This is a genomic window from Oceanospirillum linum (assembly GCF_001995095.2).
GTDB classification, from domain to species: domain Bacteria; phylum Pseudomonadota; class Gammaproteobacteria; order Pseudomonadales; family Halomonadaceae; genus Oceanospirillum; species Oceanospirillum linum.
The window spans coordinates 175,346-200,757 of sequence record NZ_MTSD02000006.1 but is presented as its reverse complement, the minus strand read 5'-3'; the positions used below and the strand labels follow the sequence as shown (position 1 = coordinate 200,757).

Sequence of the window (25,412 nt, the reverse complement as noted above, 5' to 3'; positions counted from 1 at the left end):
TTCTAAACTCAACCAACCAGCTTAGCCAGAAAAAGAGCAAATAAAACAAGGAGTTAACCGTTGCTGGGAGACTTGCTCCGTGACAACGAGGGCGAATTATACGCACAAAACGGGACAGCACAACCCCTAAAACGAGAAAAAGGCAAAATAAGTGAAAATAATGTGAATTATAAGAAAGACAGGCCGCCGTGTAGTGTTCAGGCTAAGGCACTGAGGGCAAAAGAAAAGCCCGACTCCTTACGGATGACGGGCTTTTACTGATAGCCTGGGCTTACTTCTTAGCAAAACCCTGCTTGTTCAGCGAACCCTGTATAAATGGTCGCGCCTCTTTACTCAGGATCGCCTTAATCTGATCCGACCATGATTGATCAAGCTTGCCACCTGTTCTTATATCGTAATACTCACGCATAGTTGCATCGTATTCAGCAAGCTTCTCGGCATCCAGCGGTTGATAGTTATCAGTATGCAAAATCAGATCAGCTGGCAGCCTGGGTTTTAAAGCGGGGTCCTGGTCAGGATAGCCTAAACACATCCCAAACATCGGAAATACATTTTCCGGCAAGTTCAACAACTCACAAACTTTATCCGGATTGTTCCGCAAACCACCAATATAAACACCACCTAACCCGAGCGATTCTGCCGCCAGAAGGCAGTTTTGAGCCATTAAGGCTGAATCAACAGCTCCAATAAGCGTCTGCTCCATAAACCCAAGTCTGGAATCCGGCTTAATTTGCTGATGACGATTAAAATCTGCACAAAAAACCAGAAACTCTGCCGCACTGGCAACATAACCCTGACCACCAGCATATTCAGACAGCAGCTCTCTTTTCTTAGCATCAGTAATGCGAATAACGCTAACGCACTGAATATTACTTGAGGAGGATGCCGCCCTTGCGCAATCAATAAGCGTCGCCAGCACCTCCTGCGGAATAGCTTGTTCAGTAAACTTGCGAATAGAGCGATGGGAAAGAATAGTCTCTATTGTTTGATTCATAATTCAACCTGTATATTTACTTAGATAGAAATTCCGCTATACAAATTTGCAGGACGGGAAACTTTGCCCATAAAAAAATCCGGCATCACTGAGTAACCAGAGAATACCGGATTTCTTTCGTTCTCTCTAATACCTGCAGGTCACTTCCCCTTAGTACGGGCTGCGTCACATGCAGAATTAGGGAAATACCCGCGCTTCTTAAGAAAGAGCAGCAAATACCTTATCACGAATATCATCAACACTGCCGACACCGGCAATATGAGTATATTTAGGAGCTTCGGCAGCACCGGTCGCTTCCCAGGATTTATAGTAATCAACCAAAGGAGCCGTTTGCTCGTGATAAACGCCCAGACGATGACGAACGGTTTCTTCCTTATCGTCTTCACGCTGAATCAGATCTTCACCGGTCACATCATCTTTCCCTTCAACCTTAGGCTGATTGAAAACAATGTGATAAGTACGACCAGAAGCCGGATGAACACGACGGCCACTCATACGCTTGATAATCTCTTCATCTGCCACGTCGATTTCAACAACATGATCCAGTTGAACGCCGGCCTCTTTCATAGCATCTGCCTGGGGAATTGTCCGCGGGAAACCGTCAAACAGGAAACCAGCTTTGCAATCATCCTGAGCAATGCGCTCTTTTACCAGAGAGATAATCAGCTCATCAGAAACCAGACCGCCAGTTTCCATAATCTCTTTAACCTTAAGGCCCAGTTCAGAGCCTTCTTTAACAGCTGCACGCAGCATATCACCGGTAGAGATTTGCGGAATATTAAATTTCTCGCAGATAAACTGAGCCTGAGTACCTTTACCAGCGCCTGGAGCGCCCAACAAAATTAAACGCATGGAGAAAAGCTCCCTAAGTGTAATTATTAAATCGTTTATTCTTTATAAATCCAACGCTGTGCACCTAGCGTCGAATAAAAATTCTTAATTTGATCAGACGGTTATAACATCCGCTAAACCAGAAAGTAACAGACTCATCAGTCAACACTCTGGCAATTGGAAAACGACAATACCCGTCCACAACAGCAAAAACAAGGATACATTCGTTGTAGCTGACAAACATTCGTTTGATTGATTTCTAGCCGCGATCCAAAGCCAACTTCAGACCAAAACCAACCATTACAGTGCCAATTAACCCATCAATTCCTTTCATAACCGATCCCTTTAACAGCCATGATGACGCTTTGCCAACCAACAGAACAATCAGAATCTGCCAAAGGTTTGCGATGCAAAAGTGAACCGCAGCCAGAAATAGCGACTTAAGCATTGCAGGCTCACCGGCCTGAATAAACTGCGGTAAAAAGGCCATATAAAATACAATAGTCTTAGGGTTAAGGACATTGCTCAAAAAACCCTCACGAAATGAGCGCCAGGATGAAGCTCCTGTAGGACCAACTGTTTCAGTAACGGCCCGGGTTAAAGATGAGTCATATGTCCTGCTGAATGCAGAAGATAAGCTTTTGTAACCCAGCCAGATCAAATAAAACGCCCCAACCAGCTTCAGTGCGGTAAAAAGCATAGCTGACTGCAACAAAATCAGTGAAATACCGCCAGCGGATATGATGGCGTGAATAAACAGCCCCAGGCAGATCGCTATGCTCGTGATAACGCCATCGCGTGTTCCACCACGTAAGGTATTCCTGATAACAACAATCGTATCAACACCCGGAGACATCGTAAGTAATGTAATAGCGACTAAAAAAGCCCAAAAACTTGAATCCAGATATATACCGGTCTGGTGCAAAAATTCAGCCATATCGTTTCCTTGAGATTGATCGCAATAGTCAATCGATGATATCGCAAATCTGACCCAATTTCCGACAAAGAAATCTGTTTTCAGAAAGCAAAAAGGCGGTATTCCGAAGAATACCGCCACAGGCACAACTACCCTTTCGGGTAATAATGGAGTCTCGTCAGCTACAGAGCCGGCACAGCTCTTACATAAGTATCTGACGAATATCAGCGAGAACCGCCGCAATAAACGCTGTAAAGCGTGCTGCATCAGCCCCGTTGATCGCCCGGTGATCATAGGATAGCGACAACGGCAACATCTGCCGTGGCACAAAGTCACTCCCATTCCACACAGGCTTAATGCTGGCTTTAGAAACACCCAAAATAGCAACTTCCGGCGCATTAACAATAGGAGTAAATGCTGTACCACCAATCGAACCTAAGCTCGAAATAGTGAAACAACCACCTTTCATATCATCCGCTTTGAGTTGTTTTTTCTGAGCCCGACCAGCCAGATCTGCAGTAGCATCAGCCAGTTCCCAGAGAGATTTCTGGTCAACATCACGAACAACTGGCACAAGTAGTCCGTCCGGCGTATCTACCGCAAAACCGATATTGATATATTTCTTATGGATGAGCTTGTCACCATCCGGATGCAGAGACACATTAAACTGTGGATATTTCTGCATTGCATAAGCACAGGCTTTCAGAATAAATGGCAGAGGCGTTAGCTTAGAGCCCCGCTTCTCTGCTTCACCCTTCATCGACTTACGGAATTTCTCCAGCTCGGTGATATCTGCTTCATCGAACTGCGTCACATGAGGCACGTTCAGCCATGAGCGGTGCAGGTTCATTGCGCCAGCCTTCAACAGGCGCCCCATTGGTTTCTCTTCTATTTCACCGAACTGGCTGAAATCAACCGCAGGAATTGGCGGAATACCAGCTCCACCGGCAGCAGACGGAGCCGATTTAGGAGCAGATTTAGCCTGCTGCATCACCTGTTTCACGTAAGACTGAACATCTTCTTTCAGGATACGGCCACGGGGTCCAGTGGGTGTTACATCCAACAGATCAACACCAAATTCACGGGCGATCATACGAACAGCAGGACCTGCGTGTACTTTTCCGGTTTTGCGACCACTGTCCGCGGTAGCGGCTGCCACTGGAGCAGATGCGGCAGCTGGAGCTTGTGCAGGCGCAGCCGATGCCGGAGCACTCTGAGCTGGGGCAGAGGCCGCAACCGATGCTGCAGCCTGAGCAGGAGCCGCTTCCATCACTTCCATGACCGCAACCAGATCACCCTGGTTTACGTTCTGGCCTTCGGTAACAAAGAACTCAACCAATTTACCGGCAAATGGTGCCGGTACTTCCATGGTAGCCTTGTCGGTTTCCAGAACAAACAGGGCATCTTCTTCCTGTAATTCATCACCAACTGAAACTGACACTTCGATAACAGGTACATCACTGTTACCACTCAGATCCGGTACATGAATCTCTTTACGGACGGGTCCAGCAGCAGGAGCCGCTACAGGTGCAGGCGCTTCTGCCTGAGCCGGTGCAGCCGCAGGAGCAGTAGGCGCTTCAACCGGTGCAGCTACAACAGCGCCACCAGCAGTTTCAACACGCACTACCGGAGTACCTTCTGAAACCTTTACCCCGGTTTCAACAAGAATTTCCACGACTTTTCCAGCAACCGGTGAAGGCACTTCCATAGATGCTTTATCAGATTCCAGTACGACCAAAGAATCTTCTTCAGCAATCTCATCACCTACGGCAACGCTGATTTCGATCACTTCCACTTCACCATCATCACCGATATCCGGTACGTTGATGGTTTCAACAGATGGCGCTGCGGCCGCTTGAGGCGCAGAAGCAGCCGGTGCCTGCGGAGCAGGAGCCGGTTCAACGGCAGGTGCTGCTTCTGCAGGAGTTTCTTCTGCTACAGTTTCAGCGGCACCTTCAATTTCCAGTTCCAGAATGTCGTGTCCTTCTGAAACTTTGTCGCCCACATTCAGTTTAATCGCTTTTACTACGCCACTTTGTGGACTGGGTACGTCCATAGACGCTTTGTCTGATTCCAGTACCACCAGTGAGTCTTCGGCTTCAACACGGTCACCCACTGCAACACAGACCTCGATGACCTCGACATCTGAATCTCCGCCAATATCCGGCACTTTGATGATTTCAGTACTCAAAGCTTTCGCTCCTATTCGATTGGTTTGATCCGGCTCATTTATCAATACCGGATCAGAACTGTTACCTGTTAACGGTTAAAGGAGGTGGCTCTGTCAGGCGGCCACCTCGTTAGTTATTTTCAAACACCAATTAACAGGTCAGTGGGTCACATTTTTCCGGGTTGATGTTGTACTTGCTGATCGCTTCCGCAACGACTTTACGCTCAACTTCACCACGGTCTGCCAGCGCTTTAAGAGCTGCAACCGCTACAAAATAACGATCTACTTCAAAGAAATGGCGTAATTTCTGACGGGTATCTGAGCGACCAAAGCCATCAGTACCCAGCACACGGTAGTCTGTCGGGATAAAGCTGCGTACCTGATCAGCGTGCAGCTTCATATAATCAGTAGAAGCGATCACAGGCCCCTGGCGGTCTTTCAGGCAAGAGGTAATGTAGGCTTCTTTCTCGTCAGCTTCCGGATGCAGGAAGTTCTGGCGATCTGCTGCCAGACCATCACGGCGCAGTTCGTTAAAGCTGGTTACACTCCAGATATCAGCATCGACACCAAAGTCTTCTTTCAGCAGTTCCGCACCGGCAATCACTTCACGCAGAATCGTACCGGAGCCCATCAGCTGTACTTTTAGCTTGCTGTCACCCGACTCTTTCAGCAGGTACATACCTTTCAGAATGCCCTCTTCGGCACCCTTCGGCATAGCAGGTTGCTCGTAGTTCTCATTCATAGAGGTCAGGTAGTAGAAGCAGTTTTCCTGCTCCTGGTACATGCGTCGCAGACCATCCTGAATAATCACCGCCATTTCGTAGGCATATGCAGGATCATAGGTCACACAGTTTGGAATCGTACCCGCCAGAATATGACTATGACCATCCTGGTGCTGCAGACCTTCACCGTTCAGCGTTGTACGACCTGCGGTACCACCCACGAGGAAGCCCTTAGCCTGAATATCACCTGCTAGCCATGCGATATCACCGATACGCTGGAAACCAAACATCGAGTAGTAGATGTAGAACGGAATCAATGCATAGTTGTGGTTGCTGTAACTGGAGCCCGCCGCAACCCATGCAGACATGGCACCCGCTTCAGAAATACCCTCTTCGAGGATCTGACCTTTTTTGTCTTCCTTGTAATACATGATCTGGTCAGCATCTTCCGGCTTATATTTCTGGCCTTCAGAAGTATAAATACCCAGTTGACGGAACATGCCTTCCATACCAAAAGTACGAGCTTCATCCGGTACAATCGGCACAACGCGCTCACCAATCTGCTTGTCTTTTACCAGACCAGACAAAATACGGACAAACGCCATTGTGGTAGAGATTTCACGATCACCGGAGCCCTTCAATTGAGCTTCAAAGATCTTGCTGTCCAAACCTGGAATCTGCAACGGTTCAAAGCTCTTACGGCGAGCCGGCAGATAACCACCCAAACGCTCACGCTGGGCCTGCATGTACTGCATCTCAGGGCTGTCAGCTGCTGGTTTGTAGTATGGAACTTCTTCCAACTGCTCATCAGTCAGCGGAATGCCAAACCGGTCACGGAACTTCTTAAGACCGGCCATCTGCAGCGATTTCACTGAGTGAGTATCGTTAGTGGCCTCACCATCTTCACCGATACCATAACCTTTTACAGTATGGGCCAGAATAACGGTTGGCTTACCAGTTGTATTAACAGCTTCGTGGTAAGCCGCATATACTTTATACGGATCGTGACCACCACGGTTCAGGCGATAGATATCTTCGTCAGACATGTCTTTGACCATATCCGCCAACCCAGGATACTTGCCAAAGAAGTGCTCACGGGTATAAGCACCACCCTTCTGCTTGTAGTTCTGATACTCACCATCAACCACTTCATCCATGCGCTTTTGCATGATGTCTTTGTTGTCACGTTCAAACAGAGGATCCCAGAAACGTCCCCAGACAACCTTGATCACATTCCAGCCTGCGCCACGGAAAACGCCTTCCAGCTCATCCATAATACGACCGTTACCACGAACCGGACCGTCCAGACGCTGTAGATTACAGTTGATCACAAAGATCAGGTTATCCAGCTTTTCACGGCCGGCCAGTGAGATCGCGCCCAGGGTTTCCGGCTCGTCACACTCACCATCCCCAAGGAAAGCCCAGATTTTACGATCATCCATTGGCTTTTTGCCACGACTGTCCAGGTACTTCATGACGTGGGCCTGATAAATAGCCCCCAGTGGCCCAAGCCCCATGGATACCGTTGGGAACTGCCAGTAATCCGGCATCAGCCAAGGGTGTGGATAAGATGAAAGGCCATCACCATCCACTTCCTGGCGGAATTTATCCAGCTGCTCTTCACTCAGGCGACCTTCAAGGAATGAGCGGGAATAGATTCCGGGAGCCGTATGCCCCTGGATATAGATCAGATCACCTTCGAAATCATCTTTCGGCGCCCGGAAGAAATAGTTAAAACCTACATCATAAAGGGTCGCACTGGACATAAAACTGGAGATATGGCCACCGATACCGGGATTTTTCTTGTTCGCGCGCATCACCATTGCGATTGCATTCCAACGAATCACAGAACGGATACGACGCTCCATGAAAAGATCACCCGGCATACGGGTTTCTCGGTGAACCGGGATAGTGTTGCGGTGTGGTGTAGTGATAGAGAAAGGGGGCTGAGCACCCTCACGACGTAAACGATTACCCAGTTCGCTCAACAGAAACTGAGCACGATCTTCACCCTCACGATCCATTACAGAATCCAGCGAATCTAACCATTCCTGGGTTTCTGTAGGATCAAGATCTGCTCGTGTATCCAGACTCATATTATCAACTCTCCGCATTTTTCCGATTCAGCCGAGCCACAGATCATGTGGCAGCTCCTGTCCACGCGCTTTTTCAGCGCTTGTAGTTTATTTACATCAGGAACATGTCGGACTTTTTAATCTGAAGCAAAAATTTCAGTCCGAATGACTGAGATTTTGCAACCACTTCATATCGCGAGTGCGAAATGATTCAAAGAACTGCAAACCCATGATAAAAGGTTTGTCTTTAACCATACTGTTACCAGTTCAGCTATAGGCGACTGGCCAGTTTTGTAAAAATACTACAAAAAAAAACCAAAGACAAAAATTAGAGTGGATAACCATCCCCTAATTGGTCATTTTTAAGACAAAAGTAGCAGATAAATTGGCCCAAAGAGAGAGTTACACAACTCAAAATTATCGATCATACCCTGTGCTTTGTCAGCCACGCAGCCCCCCGAACACCGCTGGAGTCACCATACTCAGGTGACCTGATATTCGTTTCAACAACGTCTGAAAACACAAACTCCGGCAACCAATACGCTACCCGTGCATAAAGTTCTTTGACATTACTCATCCCTCCACCCAGCACTATAATATCCGGGTCCAGGATATTAATAGCCTCAGACAAAGCTGCAGCTAACTGCTTACTGTAAATATCTAAGGCACGATCTGCCCGCGCATCTTTTCGGGCGAGCAAAATGGCAATTTCGCGGGCCGTTAATTTACCATCAAAGACAGCATTTTCGGCAAGTTCTAATGACCGGTAGGTATTTGCAAAACCCGGGCCAGACAAATAAGTTTCAACACAGTTGATCCTGCCACAGTAACAAGCACGCCGGTCATCATCAGAGAGCACCGAGGCTGGCATTCTGTTATGCCCCCACTCGCCAGCTATTCGGTTTAACCCCGGCAGAACCTTTCCGTCAATGACAATACCACCGCCAACCCCTGTGCCCAGAATGACACCAAATACGATCCTATACCCTCTGGCACTACCATCTATGGCTTCAGACAAAGCAAAACAGTTAGCATCATTAGCCTGGGTTACTTTCTTACCGAGTCGTAACTCAAGGTCTTCAACTAAAGGCTCTCCATTGAGACACGTTGAGTTACAGTTCATCATTAACCCTGTCTTAGCCGAAACGGCTCCAGGCGTACCCAGTCCAACCCTGTCAAAAGGTCCGAATTGCTTATCGGCCTCAGCCACGAGACCGGCTATTGCCTCAAGAGTCCCAGAGTAATTTTCAGCAGGAGTCGCTATGCGCTTTCTAAACAGAATAGCTCCCGGTTTATCAGCCTTTTCACCAGAAAGCACAACGGCTTCAATTTTCGTTCCGCCAAGATCAATTCCAAGATACATTTTGTTGCGCCTCAACGTCACCAACTAACTGCTGTGAAAAACAATCTAATGTACAATTCGTCATTCTGAATTTTCTTACTCAGGTATACGTTATGAGCTTTTTGGCCGCCTTACAACGCCACATGGAAACCCTAAGTAAACTGCAGGGTCTTGAGAGTGAAATCCAGCAACTTGCAAGCAAAGTCGAATCCTCAATTCGCAATGGTGGCAAAGTCATTTTTATGGGTAATGGCGGAAGCGCCGCGGATAGCCAACACCTGGCCGCTGAATTTGTTGTCCGCTACAAAAAAGAGCGCCCAACACTGGCTGCAATTGCACTGACAACGGATACATCTATTTTGACAGCTCACTCCAATGACTATAGCTTTGACACCGTCTTCAGCCGTCAGGTAGAAGCCTTGAGCCGGCCGGAAGATATCGTGATAGGCCTGTCTACTTCCGGCAATAGTGCCAATGTGATTGATGCACTTAAAGTAGCAAAAGAGATCGGCTGTTACACCTATGCCTGGACCGGAGAAACAGGTGGTGAACTTCTCCACGTAGCAGACACCACCCTGCGCATCCCCTCAACGGAAACAGCGCGTATTCAGGAGGCACATATGGTTGTCGGCCACTGGCTGTGCGAAGCCATGGATGAACGGTTTTCAAGCTAGGCAGTTACACTACCGTCAAAAGCTGAACATACAAAAAAGCAGCCTTGCAGCTGCTTTTTTGTCATCTCAATTTGGTTTTGTCCGACAATCAGTGTTTAATCGCCATAAAAATGTCAAAGAACGTTGTTGGCTTTTCAATTTCTAATGGAATATGTAGGCGACGGGCAATATCCGTTGCAGAGATCAAGCCTCTGATCTGCTCATTTTCACTGTCTACAACGAGGCAATGCTGCTGTTTATTCTGCTTCAGAGTTTCCAGTACCTGATCAATATCAGCGGCGGCCAGTTCATTATAATCCAGAGCCATCAGATCCTGACGTGGAATCATAAGATGTTGGACCAGCACCTCATCATGCCTGATACGCTCTTCATGCCTAACCTTAAAGAAGTTCTGATCATCCAGCTCATTTAGGCTGACGATCCCTATCAGCTCCCCCTCTTTATCCAATACAACCTTCATTCGCACATGAGCCTTCCGCATTAAGGACTCAGCATGGACTGCAGCCAGATCAGCCATAACTGATTGAGGGACATGTTTTTTAAAATCAGTAAAGATTGCCAGCGCAGGGGCACTGGGATCAAGATGATTAAACTCTTCCGGGTGAACCAGATGATAATCGTTACCGACAGGTAATAGTTGCAGTGTTTTCATAGCAATGCTCTTCTTCAGATAAAAGAAATTTATAGATCAGACAAGCATTACAGGTGGGGCACGAATGAGAAAACTTGAGACTGGGAGCCCCAAGGCGGGAGCAGGCAGAGAAATCAGAGCAACCTTATGCAGAAGTAGATCTGTAAGGTATATTTTCTCTGCAGGCAAAGCGGAGTCATCAAACCCGTTATCAGTATCAAAAGCTGCACTTAAAACAACTGTTGCCGAATCATCAACCGGATCAATGCTTTGCACAAAACTCCCCTGTTGCAAGAACAACAGGAGAAAACCAAGCATTGTTAAAGTGACTGAAAGTCGATACATAAAGTGTCCGAATGGCGATTATGGTTTCAGCTTAGACAACTATCTCCACCACAGCAATAAAAAACCTTTTGCATGCTACAAAAGGTTTTTCTGTACTACTTAACAGTTTCACCATGGGCCTGTTTATCAGCATGATACGAAGAACGAACCAGAGGGCCAGAAGCAACATGCTTAAAGCCCAGCCCTTCAGCTATCACCCTTAATTCGTCGAACTCATCAGGATGCACCCAACGGTCAATCGCCAGGTGGTTCTTGGAAGGCTGCATGTACTGCCCCAGCGTCAACATATCAACGTTATGAGCCCGCAGGTCTTTCATCACCTCAACCACTTCTTCTTTTGTCTCGCCAACGCCCAGCATCAGGCCGGACTTGGTCAATACATCCGGGCAGCGCTCTTTATACTGTTTAAGCAGATCCAGTGACCATTGGTAATCTGCCCCTGGGCGAACCTTACGATAAAGCGCCGGCACGGTTTCCAAATTGTGGTTAAAAACATCAGGTGGTGTCTGCTGCAGGATATCCAGAGCAACATCCATACGCCCCCGGAAATCCGGTACCAGTACTTCGATTTCAATGCTATCCATGCGCTGACGGGTTTCGGCGATGCAGTCCGCAAAGTGCTGAGCGCCACCATCCCGTAAGTCATCACGATCCACCGAGGTGATCACTACGTACTTCAGACGCATATCAGCAATTGCTTCAGCCAGCTCCCTGGGCTCATCCTGATTAAGGTTATTCGGGCGGCCATGGGCGACGTCACAGAAAGGGCAACGGCGAGTGCAGATATCACCCATAATCATGAAAGTTGCGGTGCCACCATTGAAACACTCCCCCAGGTTCGGACAGGCGGCCTCTTCACATACGGTATGCAACTTACGGGTACGCAACGTATCCTTGATACGACGAACTTCCGGCGTGGCGTACATACGCACTTTCAACCACTCTGGCTTACGGGGTATCTCTTCTGTTGGGATGATTTTCACCGGAATTCGATCTGTTTTATCGGCGCCACGCAGTTTGACACCCTGCTCAACTTTACCGGTTTTTTTGACCACTTTTTGACCGCCTGCCGTAGCGTCAACGATCTGAGAGCGCGTATCACTCATAGACTAATCCAGCCCCTTTTGTTCTGTGATAGTCGGGTTACCTAACCCCTCGATAAGGTGGTTCAGCACCCATTGTGTTGCCGCCTCAGGGGTGACCTCCGGCGCAACTTCTGTAAGCTGTGTCATGCGTAATCCCTGATAGCCACAGGGGTTAATTCTGAGAAACGGGGAAGTATCCATATCAAGGTTAAAAGCCAGGCCATGAAATGAACACCCGCGCCGAATGCGTAAGCCTAAAGATGCAATTTTGCACTCTTCACCGTCGATCTGCACATAAACACCCGGTGCATCAGCTTTAGGGTATGCAGAGACTCCAGATTTCTTTAAAGCCTCGACAACAGCGGTTTCCATCAGAGTAACCAGTTGACGAACCCCTGAACCAAGGCGTTTTACGTCAAGAAGCAAATAGATAACCAGCTGACCAGGACCGTGGTAAGTCACCTGCCCTCCCCGATCGACCTGGACGACAGGTATATCACCAGGGGCCAGGAGATGTTCATCTTTACCAGCCAGCCCTTGAGTAAAAACCGGCGGGTGCTCCAGAATCCATATCTGGTCCGGGTCTGACGATGTCCGGGTATTGGTATATGCCTGCATTCTCTGCCATGTTTCCTCATAAGGAACCAGCCCGAGGTAGCAGACTTTCACCGGAGGTATCTCTTTTTTCCGATCGCTCAAAGTCATCCCTTAGAGTACCATCTGGACACAACCGGTAGCTTTCAGGTCTTCATAAATAGACTTTAACTGAGGCTCACCCGTTGCCGTAATGGTGACGCGTACAGACTGAAATTTACCGCCACTACTTTCGATGACATCAACCAGAGTCTGGTCAAACCCCGGCGCATGAATTTCCATCACATCAAGTACAACCTGACGAAAATCATGGCCCGCTCGGCCAACAACCTTGATCGGGTAATCACAGGGAAATTCAATTTTAGGCGCTTCTTGCTGATTACTCATAATCCAAACCTTTGAAACTTGTAATAGCCTGAGATGTGCTTCCCAGCCTATCTTTAAATAGCAAAACGGGGCCTCAGGGCCCCGTCCTCTAAGCCGGCAGCAGACCGGCATCAACAGTCAACCAAGGACTCTTATTGTCTTTGGTTTTCACCAACTAATCCAGTTGGTCTTTATCGTTTAACGACCTGAATTGCTTCCCGACAGATATATGGGCATCAGGTTTAAATTTCTAGTCCAGCAGTCCTTTAAAAAATAGCACGATACTATCCCAGAGACGCTTAAAGAAACCACCTTGTTCTACCGACTCTAAGGCGACCAGGGGACGCTCCGCTAAAACGTCACCATCAAGACTAATCTGAAGCACGCCCATCGACTGCCCTTCTGTAACCGGAGCTTTAATCACTTTGTTAACATTGAGTTTAGCTGTCAGTCGCTTAGCCTGGCCTCGGGGAATTGTAATATTCAGATTTTCGCGGATACCCAATTTCACATCAGGTTGCTGACCGCCCCAAACTTTCGGTTCATTCAGCACCGTACCGGCGGAATAGGGCTCCAGCGTTTCAAAGTAACGAAAACCATAAGCCAGTAATTTCTGACTCTCACGGGCGCGTGCTTCTTCACTGCTGGTTCCCATAACCACAGAGATCAGACGCATATCACCGCGTTTTGCTGAAGAAACAAGGCAGTAGCCAGCCTCATCAGTATGACCGGTTTTCAAGCCGTCGACGGATTTATCGCGCCACAACAGACGGTTACGATTCGCCTGACGGATACCATTGTAGGTGAAATACTGTTGCGAGTAGACGCTATACAGATCCGGGAAGTCTTTAATAATGCGGTTAGCTAAAAGAGCCAAATCATGGGCTGTAGAGTAGTGCCCTTTACCAGGCAAGCCGGTAGCATTCAAAAACTGAGTATTTTTCATACCCATCATCTTCGCATGCTGAGTCATCAGGTCAGCAAAAGCTTCTTCACTGCCACCAATATGCTCCGCTACAGCAATACTGGCATCATTGCCTGACTGAATAATAATACCTTTAAGCAGATCCTCGATAACAACAAAATCGCCCTCTTTGATAAACATACGCGAGCCTGGCGCTTTCCAGGCCTTAACACTGACCCGCACTTTATCTTCCGGACTCAGGTTTCCTTTGGAAACCTCGGACTCGACCAAATAAGCAGTCATCATTTTAGTCAAACTGGCCGGAGGGAGTTGTTTATCTGCATTATGCTCGACCAGTACACGGCCGCTATCAGCATCAATCAAAATATAGGATTTAGCAGCAAGCTTCGGCGGAGCGGGTATCAGAGCTGCCTGGGCTGTCACCGATAGTATTAGCCCCAGAATCGAGAAGATAACCACTGCTTTTGCACGAATTTGTCTAAAAATCCTCATGATGACTAACTCTTAACCTTTTAAAATGCAGGATACTGCGTGTATGTCCACCGCCCCAAAAAAGAGCAATGCTATTAAAACCGGCAAGTATACCATGCCGTACCAAAAGCGCACCTAGCACCACAACGGAGCATAAGTACGCCTAATCAGACTGGCCAACAGGACCAAAGTTCATTCTGAGGCTTATCAGGGGATAGGGATGATGATCGGCCTGACAAAACCATCGTCCGATAGCTGATGAATCAAACGCTGAAGCTCAGAACGGGATTCAACAGGACCCAGCTGAACTTTGTACAGTAACCGCCCGTTCACCTGAGCAGGAAGTACCTTCATCGCCTGGCCGGTTCCCGCCTCTAACTGTTGCCCCAGCCTGAGTGCAGATTCAGATTTGCTCATCGCCGCGACCTGAACAAGCACTGGGGGTTGAAGCTGATTGATCGAGGGATCAATACCACTGTTCCATTTTACGGGATCTATGGCCTCAATCCTGACAGGAGCTGTGCCCGTTGCCAACATATCAAGCCGGGCCGCCGCTGCGTAAGAAAGATCAATCAGCCTGTCATCATGGAAGGGGCCGCGGTCATTAACCCGCACAAGAACCTGCTTTCCGTTAGTCAGGTGAGTCACCAGAACATAGGAAGGGAGAGGTAAGCTTTTATGTGCAGCAGACAGCTGATACATATCATAAATCTCACCATTTGATGTGTGATATCCATGAAACTTCTTACCATACCAGGAGGCGGTGCCTTCAGCTTTATATCCCTTGCTGGATGGCAGTACGGTATAGCTTTTTCCCCAGACAGAATAGGGTGATCTATTTCCAGCGGGGCTTGGGGGCTCATAAACCGGATCTAAGTCTTTGATCTTATTCATATCAAAAACATCATCCGGTGCTGCGTCCTGCTGGAGTTCATAGCGCGAGCCGGAAGGTGACATGCTACAACCTGCCAAAAAAGCCAGCAAAGTAAACAAAACACCGTAATACCGGCGAAACGCCTGCCCCTGATTTACAGATGCAGAGATTGATCTGGCTGCCATCGACTCTATCTCACCTATCCCTGCTGGTCTGCTTGCTTTATTTTCTGACTTAATTGATACACGGCCATCGCATAAAGCCTACTGTGATTATAGCGGGTAATTACGTAAAAATTCCTGAGCCCTAACCAATGCTCAACACCCTTTTCACCCTGCAGTTCCATAGCTGTAGCCATACCGGAGTAACGACGACGATCCTTTGGTGTAAACCCCTTTTCAGCCAATTCCTGAACCGAAAGCTCTGGCTTCAGACTCGTGTTAACAAACTCGCTGTAAGCATCGCCCTGAACGGTAGCAGGGACAACGACGGGCTCACCTGTCTGCCAGTGGTGCTCTTTGAAATAATTAGCAACACTACCAATGGCATCCGTTGGGTTATTCCAGATATCACGCTTTTTATCACCGTCAAAGTCGACGGCAAAATTACGATAACTGCTTGGAATAAATTGACCATACCCCATGGCGCCGGCATAAGATCCTTTAATAGACAACGGGTCGATACTCTCTTCACGCGCCAGAATAAAATACTCTTTTAGCTGACCACGGAAAAATTCAGCACGGGGTGGATAGTCAAAAGCCAGAGTGCTTAAAGCATCGACAACCCTATAGTTACCTGCCATGCGTCCATAGTAAGTCTCGACACCGATAATCGCAGTGATAATTTCTTTCGGGACACCGTAAATCATTTCAGCGCGTTCAAGAACGACCCGGTGTTTACGCATAAAGCGAACACCACCAGTAATACGTTTATCGGTAATAAAAATCTTGCGATAATCTTTCCACTCTAAGGTCTTTTCTGCCGGACGGGAGATCGCATCCAGAATACTCTGCTTCTTCTCTGCTTTATCCAGAACAGTTTTCAAAGCAGATGGTGTAAAGCCGTGATCACGAACCATCTCGGTAACAAAATCTTCAATCAGTACATTACGCTCGTATTCAGTCTGCGTTGGTTGCTCCGGTGTATTGGCAGTGGCGCAGCCTATCGGAACAAAGGCCAACGCTGCAATGGAGCTACGTCCAAACCAACGATATAAAGTGGTTTTGATATTCATCAGATGTCTCATGCTGTCACGTCCAAAACTGAATAAGCTTGCTTATATTTTGTGCACTCTAACAAAACAAGCAAATAAAAAACATTAATCTCCTCTCAAAACTCTGAGAGATTACTTTCGAACTAAGCTTCGATGGGTGTGAATCGACATCAGAATCCCGAATCCTGCCATCAAAGTAACAATAGAAGTGCCGCCATAACTCACCAGAGGTAGCGGAACCCCCACCACTGGCAATAACCCACTGACCATACCAATATTAACGAACACATAGACAAAAAATGTCAGTGTAATACTGCCAGCCACTAAACGGCCGTAGGTATCCTGAGCATTTAATGCAATAAAGAGCCCGCGGCCAATAATCGCAAGGTAGGCCAACAGAATGAGGCCAATACCAACCAGGCCAAACTCTTCAGCCAGTACAGCGATAATAAAATCCGTATGCCGTTCAGGAAGAAACTCAAGTTGCGACTGGGTTCCCTGAAGCCACCCCTTCCCATAAACACCGCCAGAACCAATGGCTGTTTTTGACTGAATGATGTTCCAGCCAGAACCTAAAGGATCAATCTCCGGGTTAAGGAAAGTCAGTACTCGCTGACGTTGATAATCATGCATCACATACCAGAGTGCCGGTAGTGCGGAAATGCCGAGGACAATAAAACCGCCGATCAGTTTCCAGCTCAACCCCGCCAGCAGCACAACGAAAACAGCAGCAGCGGCTACCAAAAGCGAAGTTCCTAAATCAGGCTGCCGGGCAATCATCAACACGGGTATCCCAATAATGACAGCTGAAATCAATAAATGTTTCCAACCCGGGGGTAAAGGTCGATTAGCCAGAAACCAGGCAACCATCATCGGCATCGCCAGCTTCATAATTTCCGATGGCTGAAAGCGAAAACCAATGCCCGGTATCTGAATCCAGCGCTGCGCCCCTTTTGCACCAACACCAAACAGTAAAACAGCCAGTAAAAGAACGGCCCCGGCCAGGTAAAAAACAGGCGTCCAGCGCTGCAGGTGCCGCGGCTCAATCTGAGCAATAATAAACATGCCTGCCAGAGCCACAAGAAAACGCATCCCCTGGCGTTCGACATCATGCAGGCTCTCACCAGATGCACTATAAAGTACAAAAAGGCCGCAACTGATGAGAACAAACAGAATCATCAGCATCCAGAAATCGATATGGATCCGTTCCAGCCAACCAGCAGGACGCTGGAATGCATTAGCAGCCCCTGGCAACCGGTGCAAAAAATCACGTGTACTCACTGTTTTCCTCCGCCCGCTGAGTCAGTCAGCCTCAGACCACGCTCTTTTTTCAGGTAAGCATCAAAAACCATCTGAGCGATGGGTGCGGCTGTCGTGCTGCCGCTACCCGCATTTTCTACGATGACCGCCAATGCAATTTTCGGATCATGGGCCGGAGCAAAACCGGCAAACATTGCATGATCCCGGTGGCGCTCGGCCAGTTTGCTTTCATCGTAAACTTCGTCTTGTTTGATGCTTTTTACCTGAGCGGTACCGGTTTTACCTGCAATGGTATAGTCAACCCGCTTACCGATCCGTCGCGCTGTCCCCGTTCCACTATGAACCACATCAACCATAGCTTCTATAGCGATGTCCCAGTAACGCTCATCGGATAGCACGATATCTTTTGGAGATTCTTTGTTATCAGCGGCGACGTCTTTACTATCAATACTTTTTACCAATCGGGGCTGTACCCACTTACCCCTGTTAGCCAGCACCGCCATTGACGTCGCAATCTGCAGGGGCGTTGCCTGCCAATACCCCTGGCCAATTCCAACACTTAGTGTTTCACCCGGAAACCAGGGAGACTTCCGTTTGGTGCGTTTCCAGTCGCGACTTGGCATAAGCCCTGGAGAGGCCTGAGGTATATCCAGTGCTGTATTCAAACCAAATCCAAAACGCTGCATAAAGGGATAAATACGATCAATGCCTAAATTGTAGGCCAGGTTATAAAAGTAGGTATCGTTTGAAACCACAATCGCTTTTCTCAAGTCCACTGTACCGTGCCCAATCCGCTTCCAGTTGCGGTAATAACGATCATCATTTGGTAACTGAAACCAGCCGGGGTCTTCAATGGTAAAGTCCTGAGTGACAATCCCCTCTTCAAGCCCGGCAATTGCCATAAAAGCTTTAATAGTTGAAGCAGGAGGATAGTTCCCCCGGATACTCCGGTTAAACATGGGCAGGTCACGGGAGGTAATCAACTCTTTATAGGTCTTGCCGTCAATACCGGAAACAAATAGATTAGGATCAAAACTTGGCGTGCTGGCGATCGCCAGGATACCGCCTGTTTTAGGCTCAATAGCCACGATAGAGCCACGAAAGCCGGATAGTGCACGCATCGCGGCATACTGAAGATCAGCATCCAGGTGTAGCTTCAGGGATTTTCCTGGCTCAGGTAAAGTCTCATCCAGAATACTTAGCACCCGCCCGCGGGCATTGGTCTCAACCGTTTGAACCCCCACTTTTCCATGCAGGGTCTCTTCATACTGACGCTCAATTCCACTCTTTCCAATATAGTAAGTCCCCGCATACTGAGAACGGTCAACTTTCTTAAGATCCAGCTCACTAATACGGGAAACATAGCCCAGAACATGAGCTGTCATCGGTCCATACGGATAGTGGCGAATCAGCTGAGCTTCAATCTCAACACCAGGAAGACGATAACGATTGACAGAAATTTTAGCGATCTGTTCTTCTGTTAGCTGGCTTAACAGAAGGGCGGAGTGGAATGGCCGGCGCTGGCTATAAGTCTGCTCGGCAATCTCTTTTTGCTGAGTTTCACTCAGTTCCAGAACCTCCGACAGAGTGTTCAGTACACCTTGAATATCTTTCGCCTGCTCACGAACAAACATCAGGTTATAACTGGGCAGGTTTTCTGCCAATACACGCCCTTTGCCATCAAAGATAAGGCCTCGGGTCGGGGGAATAGCCCTTACGTGCATTCTGTTTTTATCGGACTTGGTACTATAGACGTCGTACTGGTATACCTGCAGATAAACCATGCGGGAAACAAGTACCATAACAAGAAGGATAACGATGGCAAAAGCGACAAAGATCCGTTCCTTGAAAAGACGGTATTCAAGGTCGAGGTTTTTCAGTGTGCGTTTTTCAGACATCCGGTTATCACCGTTCTTGGAAAGATGAGAGTTTTAGCGATGATAAGGGTGCCCCTGAATAACACTCCAGGCCCGGTAAACCTGCTCCGCTAACAGGAGCCTCACCATAGGGTGTGGCAGTGTGAGAGGCGATAGTGACCATTGCTGATTTGCTCTTTGTTTACACTCCTGGGCAAGGCCTTCAGGGCCACCAACCAGCAGACAAACATCACGACCGAGCATTTGCCAGCCTTCAGCTTCTTTTGCCAGCTGCTCCGTCGACCATGTTTTCCCGAGTACTTCGAGAGCAACCACATGGTCAGATGAGCTGATCTTAGACATCATCAGCTCACCTTCTTTTCGGATTGCACGCTCAATATCAGCGTTCTTACCGCGATTGCCGGGAGCAATCTCCATCAATTCCAGAGAAAACTCCCGGGGCAGACGTTTAGCATACTCTTCGTAGCCTTGCTCTACCCACTTGGGCATTTTAGTGCCCACTGCAATAAGCTTGATCCTCAAGAATGGCTCTCCGACGACTCCTGGATTCCGGACTCCACAACAGAATCCTCCGGTAAATCACTCCAGAGACGCTCAAGGTCATAGAATTGGCGGGTTGCTGGCTGCATGATATGAACAACAATACCCCCCAAATCCACCAGAACCCACTCACTACCGGTCTGACCTTCCACGCCCAGCGGACGAACGCCCTGCTCTTTAACATTCACCACCACATTATTAGCCATGGAGGCCACATGGCGGTTAGATGTACCGCTGGCGATAACCATAAAATCGGTAACACTTGTATTGCCTCTGACATCAAGCACCACAATATCGTTACCCTTCATCTCTTCCAGCGAGTCAATAACCAGCTGCTTGAGTTGTTCTGTTTGCATAGGACCTCAGATTTTCAGGATTAACCAGACGAATTCAGGATTAATCAAATAAGAACTCAATTGTCTTACAAGTTAGAGCAGCTTTGTAGCCTTAATGTTCATTTCCCTGTAAAAACTCACGCCAAAAGCCATAAAAAGAGACATTAGTTTAACATCAGGCAAAAAAACGCGCTCAAATACCGAAAGGATCAGGACACTTTGACATACAGCTTATGGGTCCCGATATAGTTGATAACCGAATCAGGGAGCAGGTAGCGCACAGATTGTCCCTGTGATAACTGCTGACGGATATAGGTTGCAGAAATTTCCAGCTGCGAGGGCAGGCTGACGGGCAGAACTTTCCCGAAAGGGTGCAGATACAGTTCAGACACCTCAACGGCACGCTCCTGCCAAAGCCTTTTCTCTTCTGAGCCTGAGACTAATTCAAAACCCGGACGTGTCATTATAATAAGATTGGCCAGCGTTAGAATTTCCCGCCACTTATACCAGGAGGTAAAGTGGGCAAACGCATCAACCCCCATAACCCAACAAAGCACAGCCTCATCACCCAGCTCTTTACGCAGCCCCTGTAGCGTCAAAACCGAATAGGAAGGCTGATCAAGACGGAGCTCCCGGTCATCGATATACAGCCCGGCTTCACCAGCAACAGCCAGGTCGAGCATATGCAGTCTCTGCTGGCTGCTTCTTTGAGGCTGTTCTCGATGTGGAGTTTGATGACAGGGAACCAAACGAACTTCATCCAGCGCCAATAGCTGCCTCAGCTCCAGAGCTGATCGAAGATGCCCATTATGAACCGGGTCAAAAGTCCCCCCCATCACAGCGATAACATCAGGTTTATCAGGCATAAGATTATCAGAAACTATTTAAGTTAGAGTCATTGCAGATACAAAAACGGCAGGCCTACTGACCTGCCGCTGATAACGCGACGCTACAGCTAGTCACGGATATGGCCATCACCAAAGACCACATATTTCCGGGAGGTCAGACCTTCCAAACCAACCGGGCCACGGGCATGAATTTTATCAGTGGAGATACCGATCTCAGCACCTAAGCCATACTCGAACCCATCCGCGAAACGGGTCGAAGCATTGATCATCACCGAGCTGGAGTCCACCTCGGCCAGAAAACGGCGCGCCAGGGTGTAATTTTCAGTCACAATGGCATCCGTATGATGAGAACCAAAATCATTAATGTGATCAATCGCTTCATCTGCAGATGACACCACCTTGATCGCCAGTATCGGGGCCAGATACTCCGTACTCCAGTCTTCTTCCGTCGCCGGAATGGCATCGGCGAGAATAGCGCGGGTTTTCTCACAGCCTCTCAGCTCAACACCTTTCGCCGTATACTCCTCTGCCAACAAAGGCAGTACCTTTGCTGCAACGGACTCAGCTACCAACAAGGTTTCCATAGTATTACAGGTACCATAGCGGTGAGTCTTAGCATTTACGGCGATCTTAACAGCCTTATCCAGATCGGCCTGATCATCAATATAGACATGACAGATACCATCAAGATGCTTAATCACAGGCACGGAGGCATCTTTGCTAACCCGTTCAATCAGACCCTTGCCACCCCGGGGCACAATCACATCTACAAATTCTGGCATGGTAATCAGCTCACCTACCGCAGCCCGGTCAGTCGTCTCAACAACCTGAACCGTGGCCGCCGGTAAATCCGCAGCCGCAAGCCCCTGGGCAATACATCGGGCAATCGCCTGATTAGAATGAATGGCCTCAGAACCACCGCGAAGTATCACCGCATTTCCGGACTTCAGGCAGAGGCTGGCCGCCTCCACAGTGACGTTAGGGCGGGATTCATAAATAATACCAATGACACCAAGAGGAACACGCATTTTACCTAGCTGAATACCACTCGGGCGAAAATTCATATCGGTGATTTCACCGATAGGGTCAGGTAGAGCCGCAACCTGACGTAAGCCTTCAATCATGGTGTCGATGACCTTGGGAGTCAGTGCCAAACGATCCAAAAGGGCGCTGTCCAAACCATTGTTACGACCATTTGCCAGGTCTTTTTCATTTTCAGCGGCCAGTATCGGTCGGGCTGCATCCAGGGCATCTGCGGTGGCCAGAAGGGCTTTGTTTTTTAAGCCGGTATCTGCTTTTGCGATAGCGCGTGAGGCGAGACGGGCTTTTTGACCCATCTCCTGCATATACTGTTTGATATTCATGGTGTTAGTAAACCCTGATGCTCTTATTTTCTGCGACTGTTTTCCTGTAACAAATATCTGGAACACCCTCTACCTTTAAGGGCTGTAATCGTTATAATCCGCTGTATTCATTTCCAGAACTGGCAACTATACGCGAATGGACACCAAGTACAAAGCACGCCTGAACGCCATTTACTTTATCCTCGCCGGAGCAGCGACCTTGCTATTGGGCTGGACACAGTATCTGAATCAACTGCCCCAGGCAGGAGAGGCTCTGATGCTAATCAGCCTGACTCTTCTTGTGACGGGCCTTTATAACTTCGTTTTCCCTCTGAAACCTTCCCGCATGTTGCCTCTTCTGATTCTTGCGATGGTGGCTACATTAACGATTGCAGGCTTCTGGGTTCCTGTAATCCTGAGCGCTCACTGGGCCTATATACTGCCATTTTACCTGTTTAGTCTTTTGCCTTTTAAGTCGGCTCTGACACTGACACTGGGCTACGCCCTGATTTTCAATCTATCCACAACGGTCCAGCTGGCTGGGATTGAAAGGCTTCAGGTACTTTATCTGTTCTGGTCAGCTACTTCTGTAGCCTGTATTTTCATTTTTACCAACAGAGAGAAACAGCAGCACCTACAGGAGCTGGTCAGTCTTGATGCCGAAAGCTCCGCTTACAATACTCAGCAATTACGGGATGACCTGCCAAGGGAGCTGGCACGGGCTGACCGGGAAAATACCAGCCTGTCTCTGCTCTGCTTCAAAGGCCGTCAGGAATATTCAGATCTGACATTGCGCAAAACATCAGAACTGATAAACCAGGCTCTACGCCCTTTTGACCGCCTCTATCGGGTTGATGACTACCTTGTCGCACTAACCCCCTCCGGCTCTTTCCGGGACAGCCTCAGTATCTGCTATCAGTACTACAACAACTTTAATGAATGCATGCACCTGGCCGCCGTCGTTCCCGGAGAGCACGAAACTGAGCAGGAGTTGCTGGACAAGGCATCTGAAGCGATCGCCTTTGCTGAACAACAGGACATTAGCGCCCCCCCTGTACCTGAAAAGTGATTTTATCGATATTCAGAACGAGCAGAATTTATATGATTGATCTGGGCCAGAACACGTCTAAAATGCGAGACAAAGTCACGGCAGGGCTCTATTTTTCCCTGGCTTTTGTTCTGGCGATTATCGCTTGGTATCACTATATGCTCGGGCACTATCAACAAATTCTCTGGCCAGCTCTATCCAGCCCGTTTATTCTGGTATTGGCGCTTATCCGGCTATTTCAGAGTAATGAAAGCCGGGATATCACACCGTACCCGTTGCTTGTTTTGCTTGGTCTGGTTGTTCTGAACAGTGGCCCTCTGTTTGATCCTCTCTACCGGCAGTGGCTTTATATGGTCCCAGTGCTGACCTACTTTATTTTACCGGTCCGCCAAGCCTCTTTTAGTTTATTATTATTCTTCTCTCTGTTTGTTTTTTTTGCCGTGGAACAGATCAATCCTCTGATATTGATCGACCTTGCCATCAACCTAAGCCTTTTTTCCGGTATCTGCTTTATCTTTGCCTACACCCAGGAAAGTCAAACACAGACACTGGAAAGACTCAGTGGTAAGGACAGTCTGACAGGAGCCTTTTCTGCCAACCAGCTGAGTAAACGACTGGTAGCGGAAGTTTCCCGTGCAAAAGCAACCCGCCGCCCTCTTTCAGCACTGCTGTTTACAATTCACAATATTGAAGACTTCACTGCCCGCCAGGGCGAATATAAAACACGCAATCTGTTTATTAAGGTGTCTCAAATTATGGAAGAGGTTGGCAGAACCGGGGATGAAATTTATCGTATGAGCGACAACAGCTTTCTATTACTTCTGCCTAATACCTCAATCAACGGCTGTATCGTTTTGAAAGAGCGCCTGATCCAGCAGATGGAAGATCATTTCGAGTTGTCAGCGATTGCAAGAGACCTCGGCCTCAACCCGGTAACACTCCAGGCCAGTGAAACATCCAATCAATTTATGGAACGTGCTCTAGCCGATCCGGATATGCGGGCCCACAATGCACTCTGATCATTTAAAGGGGCTTTTAAGCCTTCATGGCGGCCTGCTACTGTTTGGCGGCACCGCACTTTTTTCCCAGACACTCCACTTGAATGCCTTAGATATGACAGCCTGGCGCTGCCTGATTGCCGGTGTTTTATTATTGGGTTGGCTGAGGCTGCGGAACAAAAAAATCGCCTTCGCCCACAACCACCATAATCTCGGCATTCTGGGGCTTTCCGTTCTGATGGGGCTACATTGGGTAACCTACTTCCACTCCATGCAAATCGCCGGTGTCACTGTCGGTATTCTCTCTTTGTTTACCTTTCCGGTCATGACCGTTCTACTGGAGCCTGTATTTGATCGTGCACGCCTTAAGGGTAAAGATCTTTTTGCCGCACTGCTGGTCGTTTCGGGCGTCAGCCTGATGACGCCCTCATTGAATCCTGACGACCCTATCGCGCTGGGAGTATTCTGGGGTGTCATATCAGCATTTCTGTTCACACTGCGTAATCTCTTTATGAAGAAGTATTACAGTCAGTACAGCCCTGTTCAGACCATGGGCTGGCAATCCCTCCTGGTGGCTATAATGCTGCTGCCCTTTGTCAGCGCAGAAGTATTTTCCTTACCCGGTGAACAGTGGTTCCAGCTTTTCCTTCTGGCCACGGTTTTTACCGCAGCCCCACACACGCTGCTTGCCAGCAGCTTACGCTACCTGAAGGCCGCCAGCATTAGCCTGATCTCCTGCCTGCAACCCGTGTACGGGGCATTGCTCGCGTTTCTGATTCTGGGTGAACAAGCGGAGACGATGACCTTGATTGGTGGCAGCCTGATCATTGCCGCGGCGGTTAACGAAACTTTAAGCAAAAAGCAAACCTAAGCTGACAAAGAGCCCGATCAAGCTTTAGCCTACATCGGGCTCGTCATTTCCCTCATGCACACCT

General features: G+C 48.3%; 24 protein-coding genes. 4 read left to right on the top strand and 20 right to left on the bottom strand.

Annotation, left to right across the window (positions count from 1 at the left end):
* Positions 1-271: 271 nt before the first annotated feature.
* From nfsA to BTA35_RS13620, 6 genes are all read right to left on the bottom strand, one after another.
* Positions 272-994, bottom strand: coding sequence for an oxygen-insensitive NADPH nitroreductase (gene nfsA / locus BTA35_RS13645; protein ID WP_078320360.1), 723 nt, complete (start codon positions 992-994; stop codon positions 272-274).
* Positions 995-1,192: 198 nt separating this feature from the next.
* Positions 1,193-1,846 (bottom strand): adenylate kinase, encoded by a 654-nt coding sequence (gene adk / locus BTA35_RS13640; RefSeq protein ID WP_078320359.1) that lies wholly within the window; start codon positions 1,844-1,846, stop codon positions 1,193-1,195.
* Positions 1,847-2,084: 238 nt separating this feature from the next.
* Positions 2,085-2,762 (bottom strand): LysE family translocator, encoded by a 678-nt coding sequence (locus BTA35_RS13635; protein ID WP_202931269.1) that lies wholly within the window; start codon positions 2,760-2,762, stop codon positions 2,085-2,087.
* Between the two features lie 181 nt (positions 2,763-2,943).
* Positions 2,944-4,932: a pyruvate dehydrogenase complex dihydrolipoyllysine-residue acetyltransferase gene (gene aceF, locus BTA35_RS13630; protein ID WP_078320358.1), complete on the bottom strand. Its 1,989-nt coding sequence runs from the start codon at positions 4,930-4,932 to the stop codon at positions 2,944-2,946.
* Positions 4,933-5,062: 130 nt separating this feature from the next.
* Entirely contained in the window at positions 5,063-7,729 is a 2,667-nt protein-coding gene (aceE, locus tag BTA35_RS13625; protein WP_078320357.1) for a pyruvate dehydrogenase (acetyl-transferring), homodimeric type, read from the bottom strand.
* A gap of 403 nt (positions 7,730-8,132) precedes the next feature.
* A complete protein-coding gene (locus BTA35_RS13620; RefSeq protein ID WP_078320356.1) occupies positions 8,133-9,071 on the bottom strand; it encodes an ROK family protein in 939 nt (312 codons plus the stop codon).
* A gap of 92 nt (positions 9,072-9,163) precedes the next feature.
* Between BTA35_RS13620 and BTA35_RS13615 the strand changes: the two genes are divergently transcribed.
* Positions 9,164-9,724: a D-sedoheptulose-7-phosphate isomerase gene (locus BTA35_RS13615; RefSeq protein WP_078320355.1), complete on the top strand. Its 561-nt coding sequence runs from the start codon at positions 9,164-9,166 to the stop codon at positions 9,722-9,724.
* A gap of 88 nt (positions 9,725-9,812) precedes the next feature.
* Here the strand turns inward: BTA35_RS13615 and BTA35_RS13610 are convergent, their stop codons facing one another.
* The 14 genes from BTA35_RS13610 to BTA35_RS13545 all read right to left on the bottom strand — a co-directional run bounded on the left by BTA35_RS13610 (position 9,813) and on the right by BTA35_RS13545 (position 22,452).
* Entirely contained in the window at positions 9,813-10,376 is a 564-nt protein-coding gene (locus tag BTA35_RS13610) for a CBS domain-containing protein (RefSeq protein ID WP_078320354.1), read from the bottom strand.
* 36 nt (positions 10,377-10,412) lie between these two features.
* Positions 10,413-10,700: a hypothetical protein gene (locus tag BTA35_RS13605; protein ID WP_139363667.1), complete on the bottom strand. Its 288-nt coding sequence runs from the start codon at positions 10,698-10,700 to the stop codon at positions 10,413-10,415.
* A gap of 95 nt (positions 10,701-10,795) precedes the next feature.
* Entirely contained in the window at positions 10,796-11,806 is a 1,011-nt protein-coding gene (gene lipA, locus BTA35_RS13600) for a lipoyl synthase (RefSeq protein ID WP_078320352.1), read from the bottom strand.
* Positions 11,807-11,809: 3 nt separating this feature from the next.
* Positions 11,810-12,490: a lipoyl(octanoyl) transferase LipB gene (gene lipB, locus BTA35_RS13595; RefSeq protein WP_078320351.1), complete on the bottom strand. Its 681-nt coding sequence runs from the start codon at positions 12,488-12,490 to the stop codon at positions 11,810-11,812.
* Positions 12,491-12,493: 3 nt separating this feature from the next.
* Positions 12,494-12,766 carry an HP0495 family protein gene (locus BTA35_RS13590; protein ID WP_078320350.1) on the bottom strand — a complete coding sequence of 91 codons (273 nt, stop codon included), beginning with the start codon at positions 12,764-12,766 and terminating at the stop codon, positions 12,494-12,496.
* A 229-nt stretch (positions 12,767-12,995) separates the two neighbouring features.
* Positions 12,996-14,162 (bottom strand): D-alanyl-D-alanine carboxypeptidase family protein, encoded by a 1,167-nt coding sequence (locus BTA35_RS13585; RefSeq protein WP_078320349.1) that lies wholly within the window; start codon positions 14,160-14,162, stop codon positions 12,996-12,998.
* 186 nt (positions 14,163-14,348) lie between these two features.
* Positions 14,349-15,200, bottom strand: coding sequence for a septal ring lytic transglycosylase RlpA family protein (locus BTA35_RS13580; protein WP_078320348.1), 852 nt, complete (start codon positions 15,198-15,200; stop codon positions 14,349-14,351).
* A 14-nt stretch (positions 15,201-15,214) separates the two neighbouring features.
* Positions 15,215-16,249 (bottom strand): lytic murein transglycosylase B, encoded by a 1,035-nt coding sequence (mltB, locus tag BTA35_RS13575; RefSeq protein WP_078320347.1) that lies wholly within the window; start codon positions 16,247-16,249, stop codon positions 15,215-15,217.
* Positions 16,250-16,360: 111 nt separating this feature from the next.
* Positions 16,361-17,509: a rod shape-determining protein RodA gene (gene rodA / locus BTA35_RS13570; RefSeq protein WP_238377600.1), complete on the bottom strand. Its 1,149-nt coding sequence runs from the start codon at positions 17,507-17,509 to the stop codon at positions 16,361-16,363.
* Positions 17,506-19,386 (bottom strand): penicillin-binding protein 2, encoded by a 1,881-nt coding sequence (mrdA, locus tag BTA35_RS13565; protein WP_078320346.1) that lies wholly within the window; start codon positions 19,384-19,386, stop codon positions 17,506-17,508. The genes rodA and mrdA overlap by 4 nt, the downstream gene beginning before the upstream one ends.
* Positions 19,387-19,419: 33 nt before the next feature.
* Positions 19,420-19,887, bottom strand: a complete 468-nt coding sequence (gene rlmH / locus BTA35_RS13560) for a 23S rRNA (pseudouridine(1915)-N(3))-methyltransferase RlmH (protein ID WP_078320345.1) — start codon at positions 19,885-19,887, stop codon at positions 19,420-19,422.
* Positions 19,884-20,261, bottom strand: a complete 378-nt coding sequence (rsfS, locus tag BTA35_RS13555; RefSeq protein WP_078320344.1) for a ribosome silencing factor — start codon at positions 20,259-20,261, stop codon at positions 19,884-19,886. Before rsfS ends, rlmH begins: the two co-directional genes overlap by 4 nt.
* Before the next feature lie 188 nt (positions 20,262-20,449).
* On the bottom strand, positions 20,450-21,106 hold the full coding sequence (nadD, locus tag BTA35_RS13550; RefSeq protein WP_078320343.1) for a nicotinate-nucleotide adenylyltransferase: 657 nt from the start codon (positions 21,104-21,106) through the stop codon (positions 20,450-20,452).
* An 89-nt stretch (positions 21,107-21,195) separates the two neighbouring features.
* Positions 21,196-22,452: a glutamate-5-semialdehyde dehydrogenase gene (locus BTA35_RS13545; protein ID WP_078320342.1), complete on the bottom strand. Its 1,257-nt coding sequence runs from the start codon at positions 22,450-22,452 to the stop codon at positions 21,196-21,198.
* Positions 22,453-22,588: 136 nt separating this feature from the next.
* Here BTA35_RS13545 and BTA35_RS13540 point away from each other — a divergent pair, with 136 nt between their 5' ends.
* Genes BTA35_RS13540 through BTA35_RS13530 form a run of 3 tightly spaced genes read left to right on the top strand, consistent with a single transcriptional unit; the run spans position 22,589 to position 25,348 of the window.
* Entirely contained in the window at positions 22,589-23,500 is a 912-nt protein-coding gene (locus BTA35_RS13540) for a hypothetical protein (protein ID WP_078320341.1), read from the top strand.
* Between the two features lie 32 nt (positions 23,501-23,532).
* Entirely contained in the window at positions 23,533-24,498 is a 966-nt protein-coding gene (locus tag BTA35_RS13535) for a GGDEF domain-containing protein (protein WP_078320340.1), read from the top strand.
* Complete coding sequence (locus BTA35_RS13530; RefSeq protein WP_078320339.1) at positions 24,488-25,348, top strand: DMT family transporter; 861 nt, start codon at positions 24,488-24,490, stop codon at positions 25,346-25,348. Before BTA35_RS13535 ends, BTA35_RS13530 begins: the two co-directional genes overlap by 11 nt.
* Positions 25,349-25,412 lie beyond the last annotated feature (64 nt).

Bases quoted from the DNA above. Each gene is read 5' to 3' on its own strand.
- nfsA (WP_078320360.1), bottom strand. From the start codon at position 994: ATGAATCAAACAATAGAGACTATTCTTTCCCATCGCTCTATTCGCAAG.
- adk (WP_078320359.1), bottom strand. From the start codon at position 1,846: ATGCGTTTAATTTTGTTGGGCGCTCCAGGCGCTGGTAAAGGTACTCAG.
- BTA35_RS13635 (WP_202931269.1), bottom strand. From the start codon at position 2,762: ATGGCTGAATTTTTGCACCAGACCGGTATATATCTGGATTCAAGTTTT.
- aceE (WP_078320357.1), bottom strand. From the start codon at position 7,729: ATGAGTCTGGATACACGAGCAGATCTTGATCCTACAGAAACCCAGGAA.
- BTA35_RS13620 (WP_078320356.1), bottom strand. From the start codon at position 9,071: ATGTATCTTGGAATTGATCTTGGCGGAACGAAAATTGAAGCCGTTGTG.
- BTA35_RS13615 (WP_078320355.1), top strand. From the start codon at position 9,164: ATGAGCTTTTTGGCCGCCTTACAACGCCACATGGAAACCCTAAGTAAA.
- BTA35_RS13610 (WP_078320354.1), bottom strand. From the start codon at position 10,376: ATGAAAACACTGCAACTATTACCTGTCGGTAACGATTATCATCTGGTT.
- BTA35_RS13605 (WP_139363667.1), bottom strand. From the start codon at position 10,700: ATGTATCGACTTTCAGTCACTTTAACAATGCTTGGTTTTCTCCTGTTG.
- lipA (WP_078320352.1), bottom strand. From the start codon at position 11,806: ATGAGTGATACGCGCTCTCAGATCGTTGACGCTACGGCAGGCGGTCAA.
- lipB (WP_078320351.1), bottom strand. From the start codon at position 12,490: ATGACTTTGAGCGATCGGAAAAAAGAGATACCTCCGGTGAAAGTCTGC.
- BTA35_RS13590 (WP_078320350.1), bottom strand. From the start codon at position 12,766: ATGAGTAATCAGCAAGAAGCGCCTAAAATTGAATTTCCCTGTGATTAC.
- BTA35_RS13585 (WP_078320349.1), bottom strand. From the start codon at position 14,162: ATGAGGATTTTTAGACAAATTCGTGCAAAAGCAGTGGTTATCTTCTCG.
- BTA35_RS13580 (WP_078320348.1), bottom strand. From the start codon at position 15,200: ATGGCAGCCAGATCAATCTCTGCATCTGTAAATCAGGGGCAGGCGTTT.
- mltB (WP_078320347.1), bottom strand. From the start codon at position 16,249: ATGAATATCAAAACCACTTTATATCGTTGGTTTGGACGTAGCTCCATT.
- mrdA (WP_078320346.1), bottom strand. From the start codon at position 19,386: ATGTCTGAAAAACGCACACTGAAAAACCTCGACCTTGAATACCGTCTT.
- rsfS (WP_078320344.1), bottom strand. From the start codon at position 20,261: ATGCAAACAGAACAACTCAAGCAGCTGGTTATTGACTCGCTGGAAGAG.
- nadD (WP_078320343.1), bottom strand. From the start codon at position 21,106: ATGCCTGATAAACCTGATGTTATCGCTGTGATGGGGGGGACTTTTGAC.
- BTA35_RS13545 (WP_078320342.1), bottom strand. From the start codon at position 22,452: ATGAATATCAAACAGTATATGCAGGAGATGGGTCAAAAAGCCCGTCTC.
- BTA35_RS13540 (WP_078320341.1), top strand. From the start codon at position 22,589: ATGGACACCAAGTACAAAGCACGCCTGAACGCCATTTACTTTATCCTC.
- BTA35_RS13535 (WP_078320340.1), top strand. From the start codon at position 23,533: ATGATTGATCTGGGCCAGAACACGTCTAAAATGCGAGACAAAGTCACG.
- BTA35_RS13530 (WP_078320339.1), top strand. From the start codon at position 24,488: ATGCACTCTGATCATTTAAAGGGGCTTTTAAGCCTTCATGGCGGCCTG.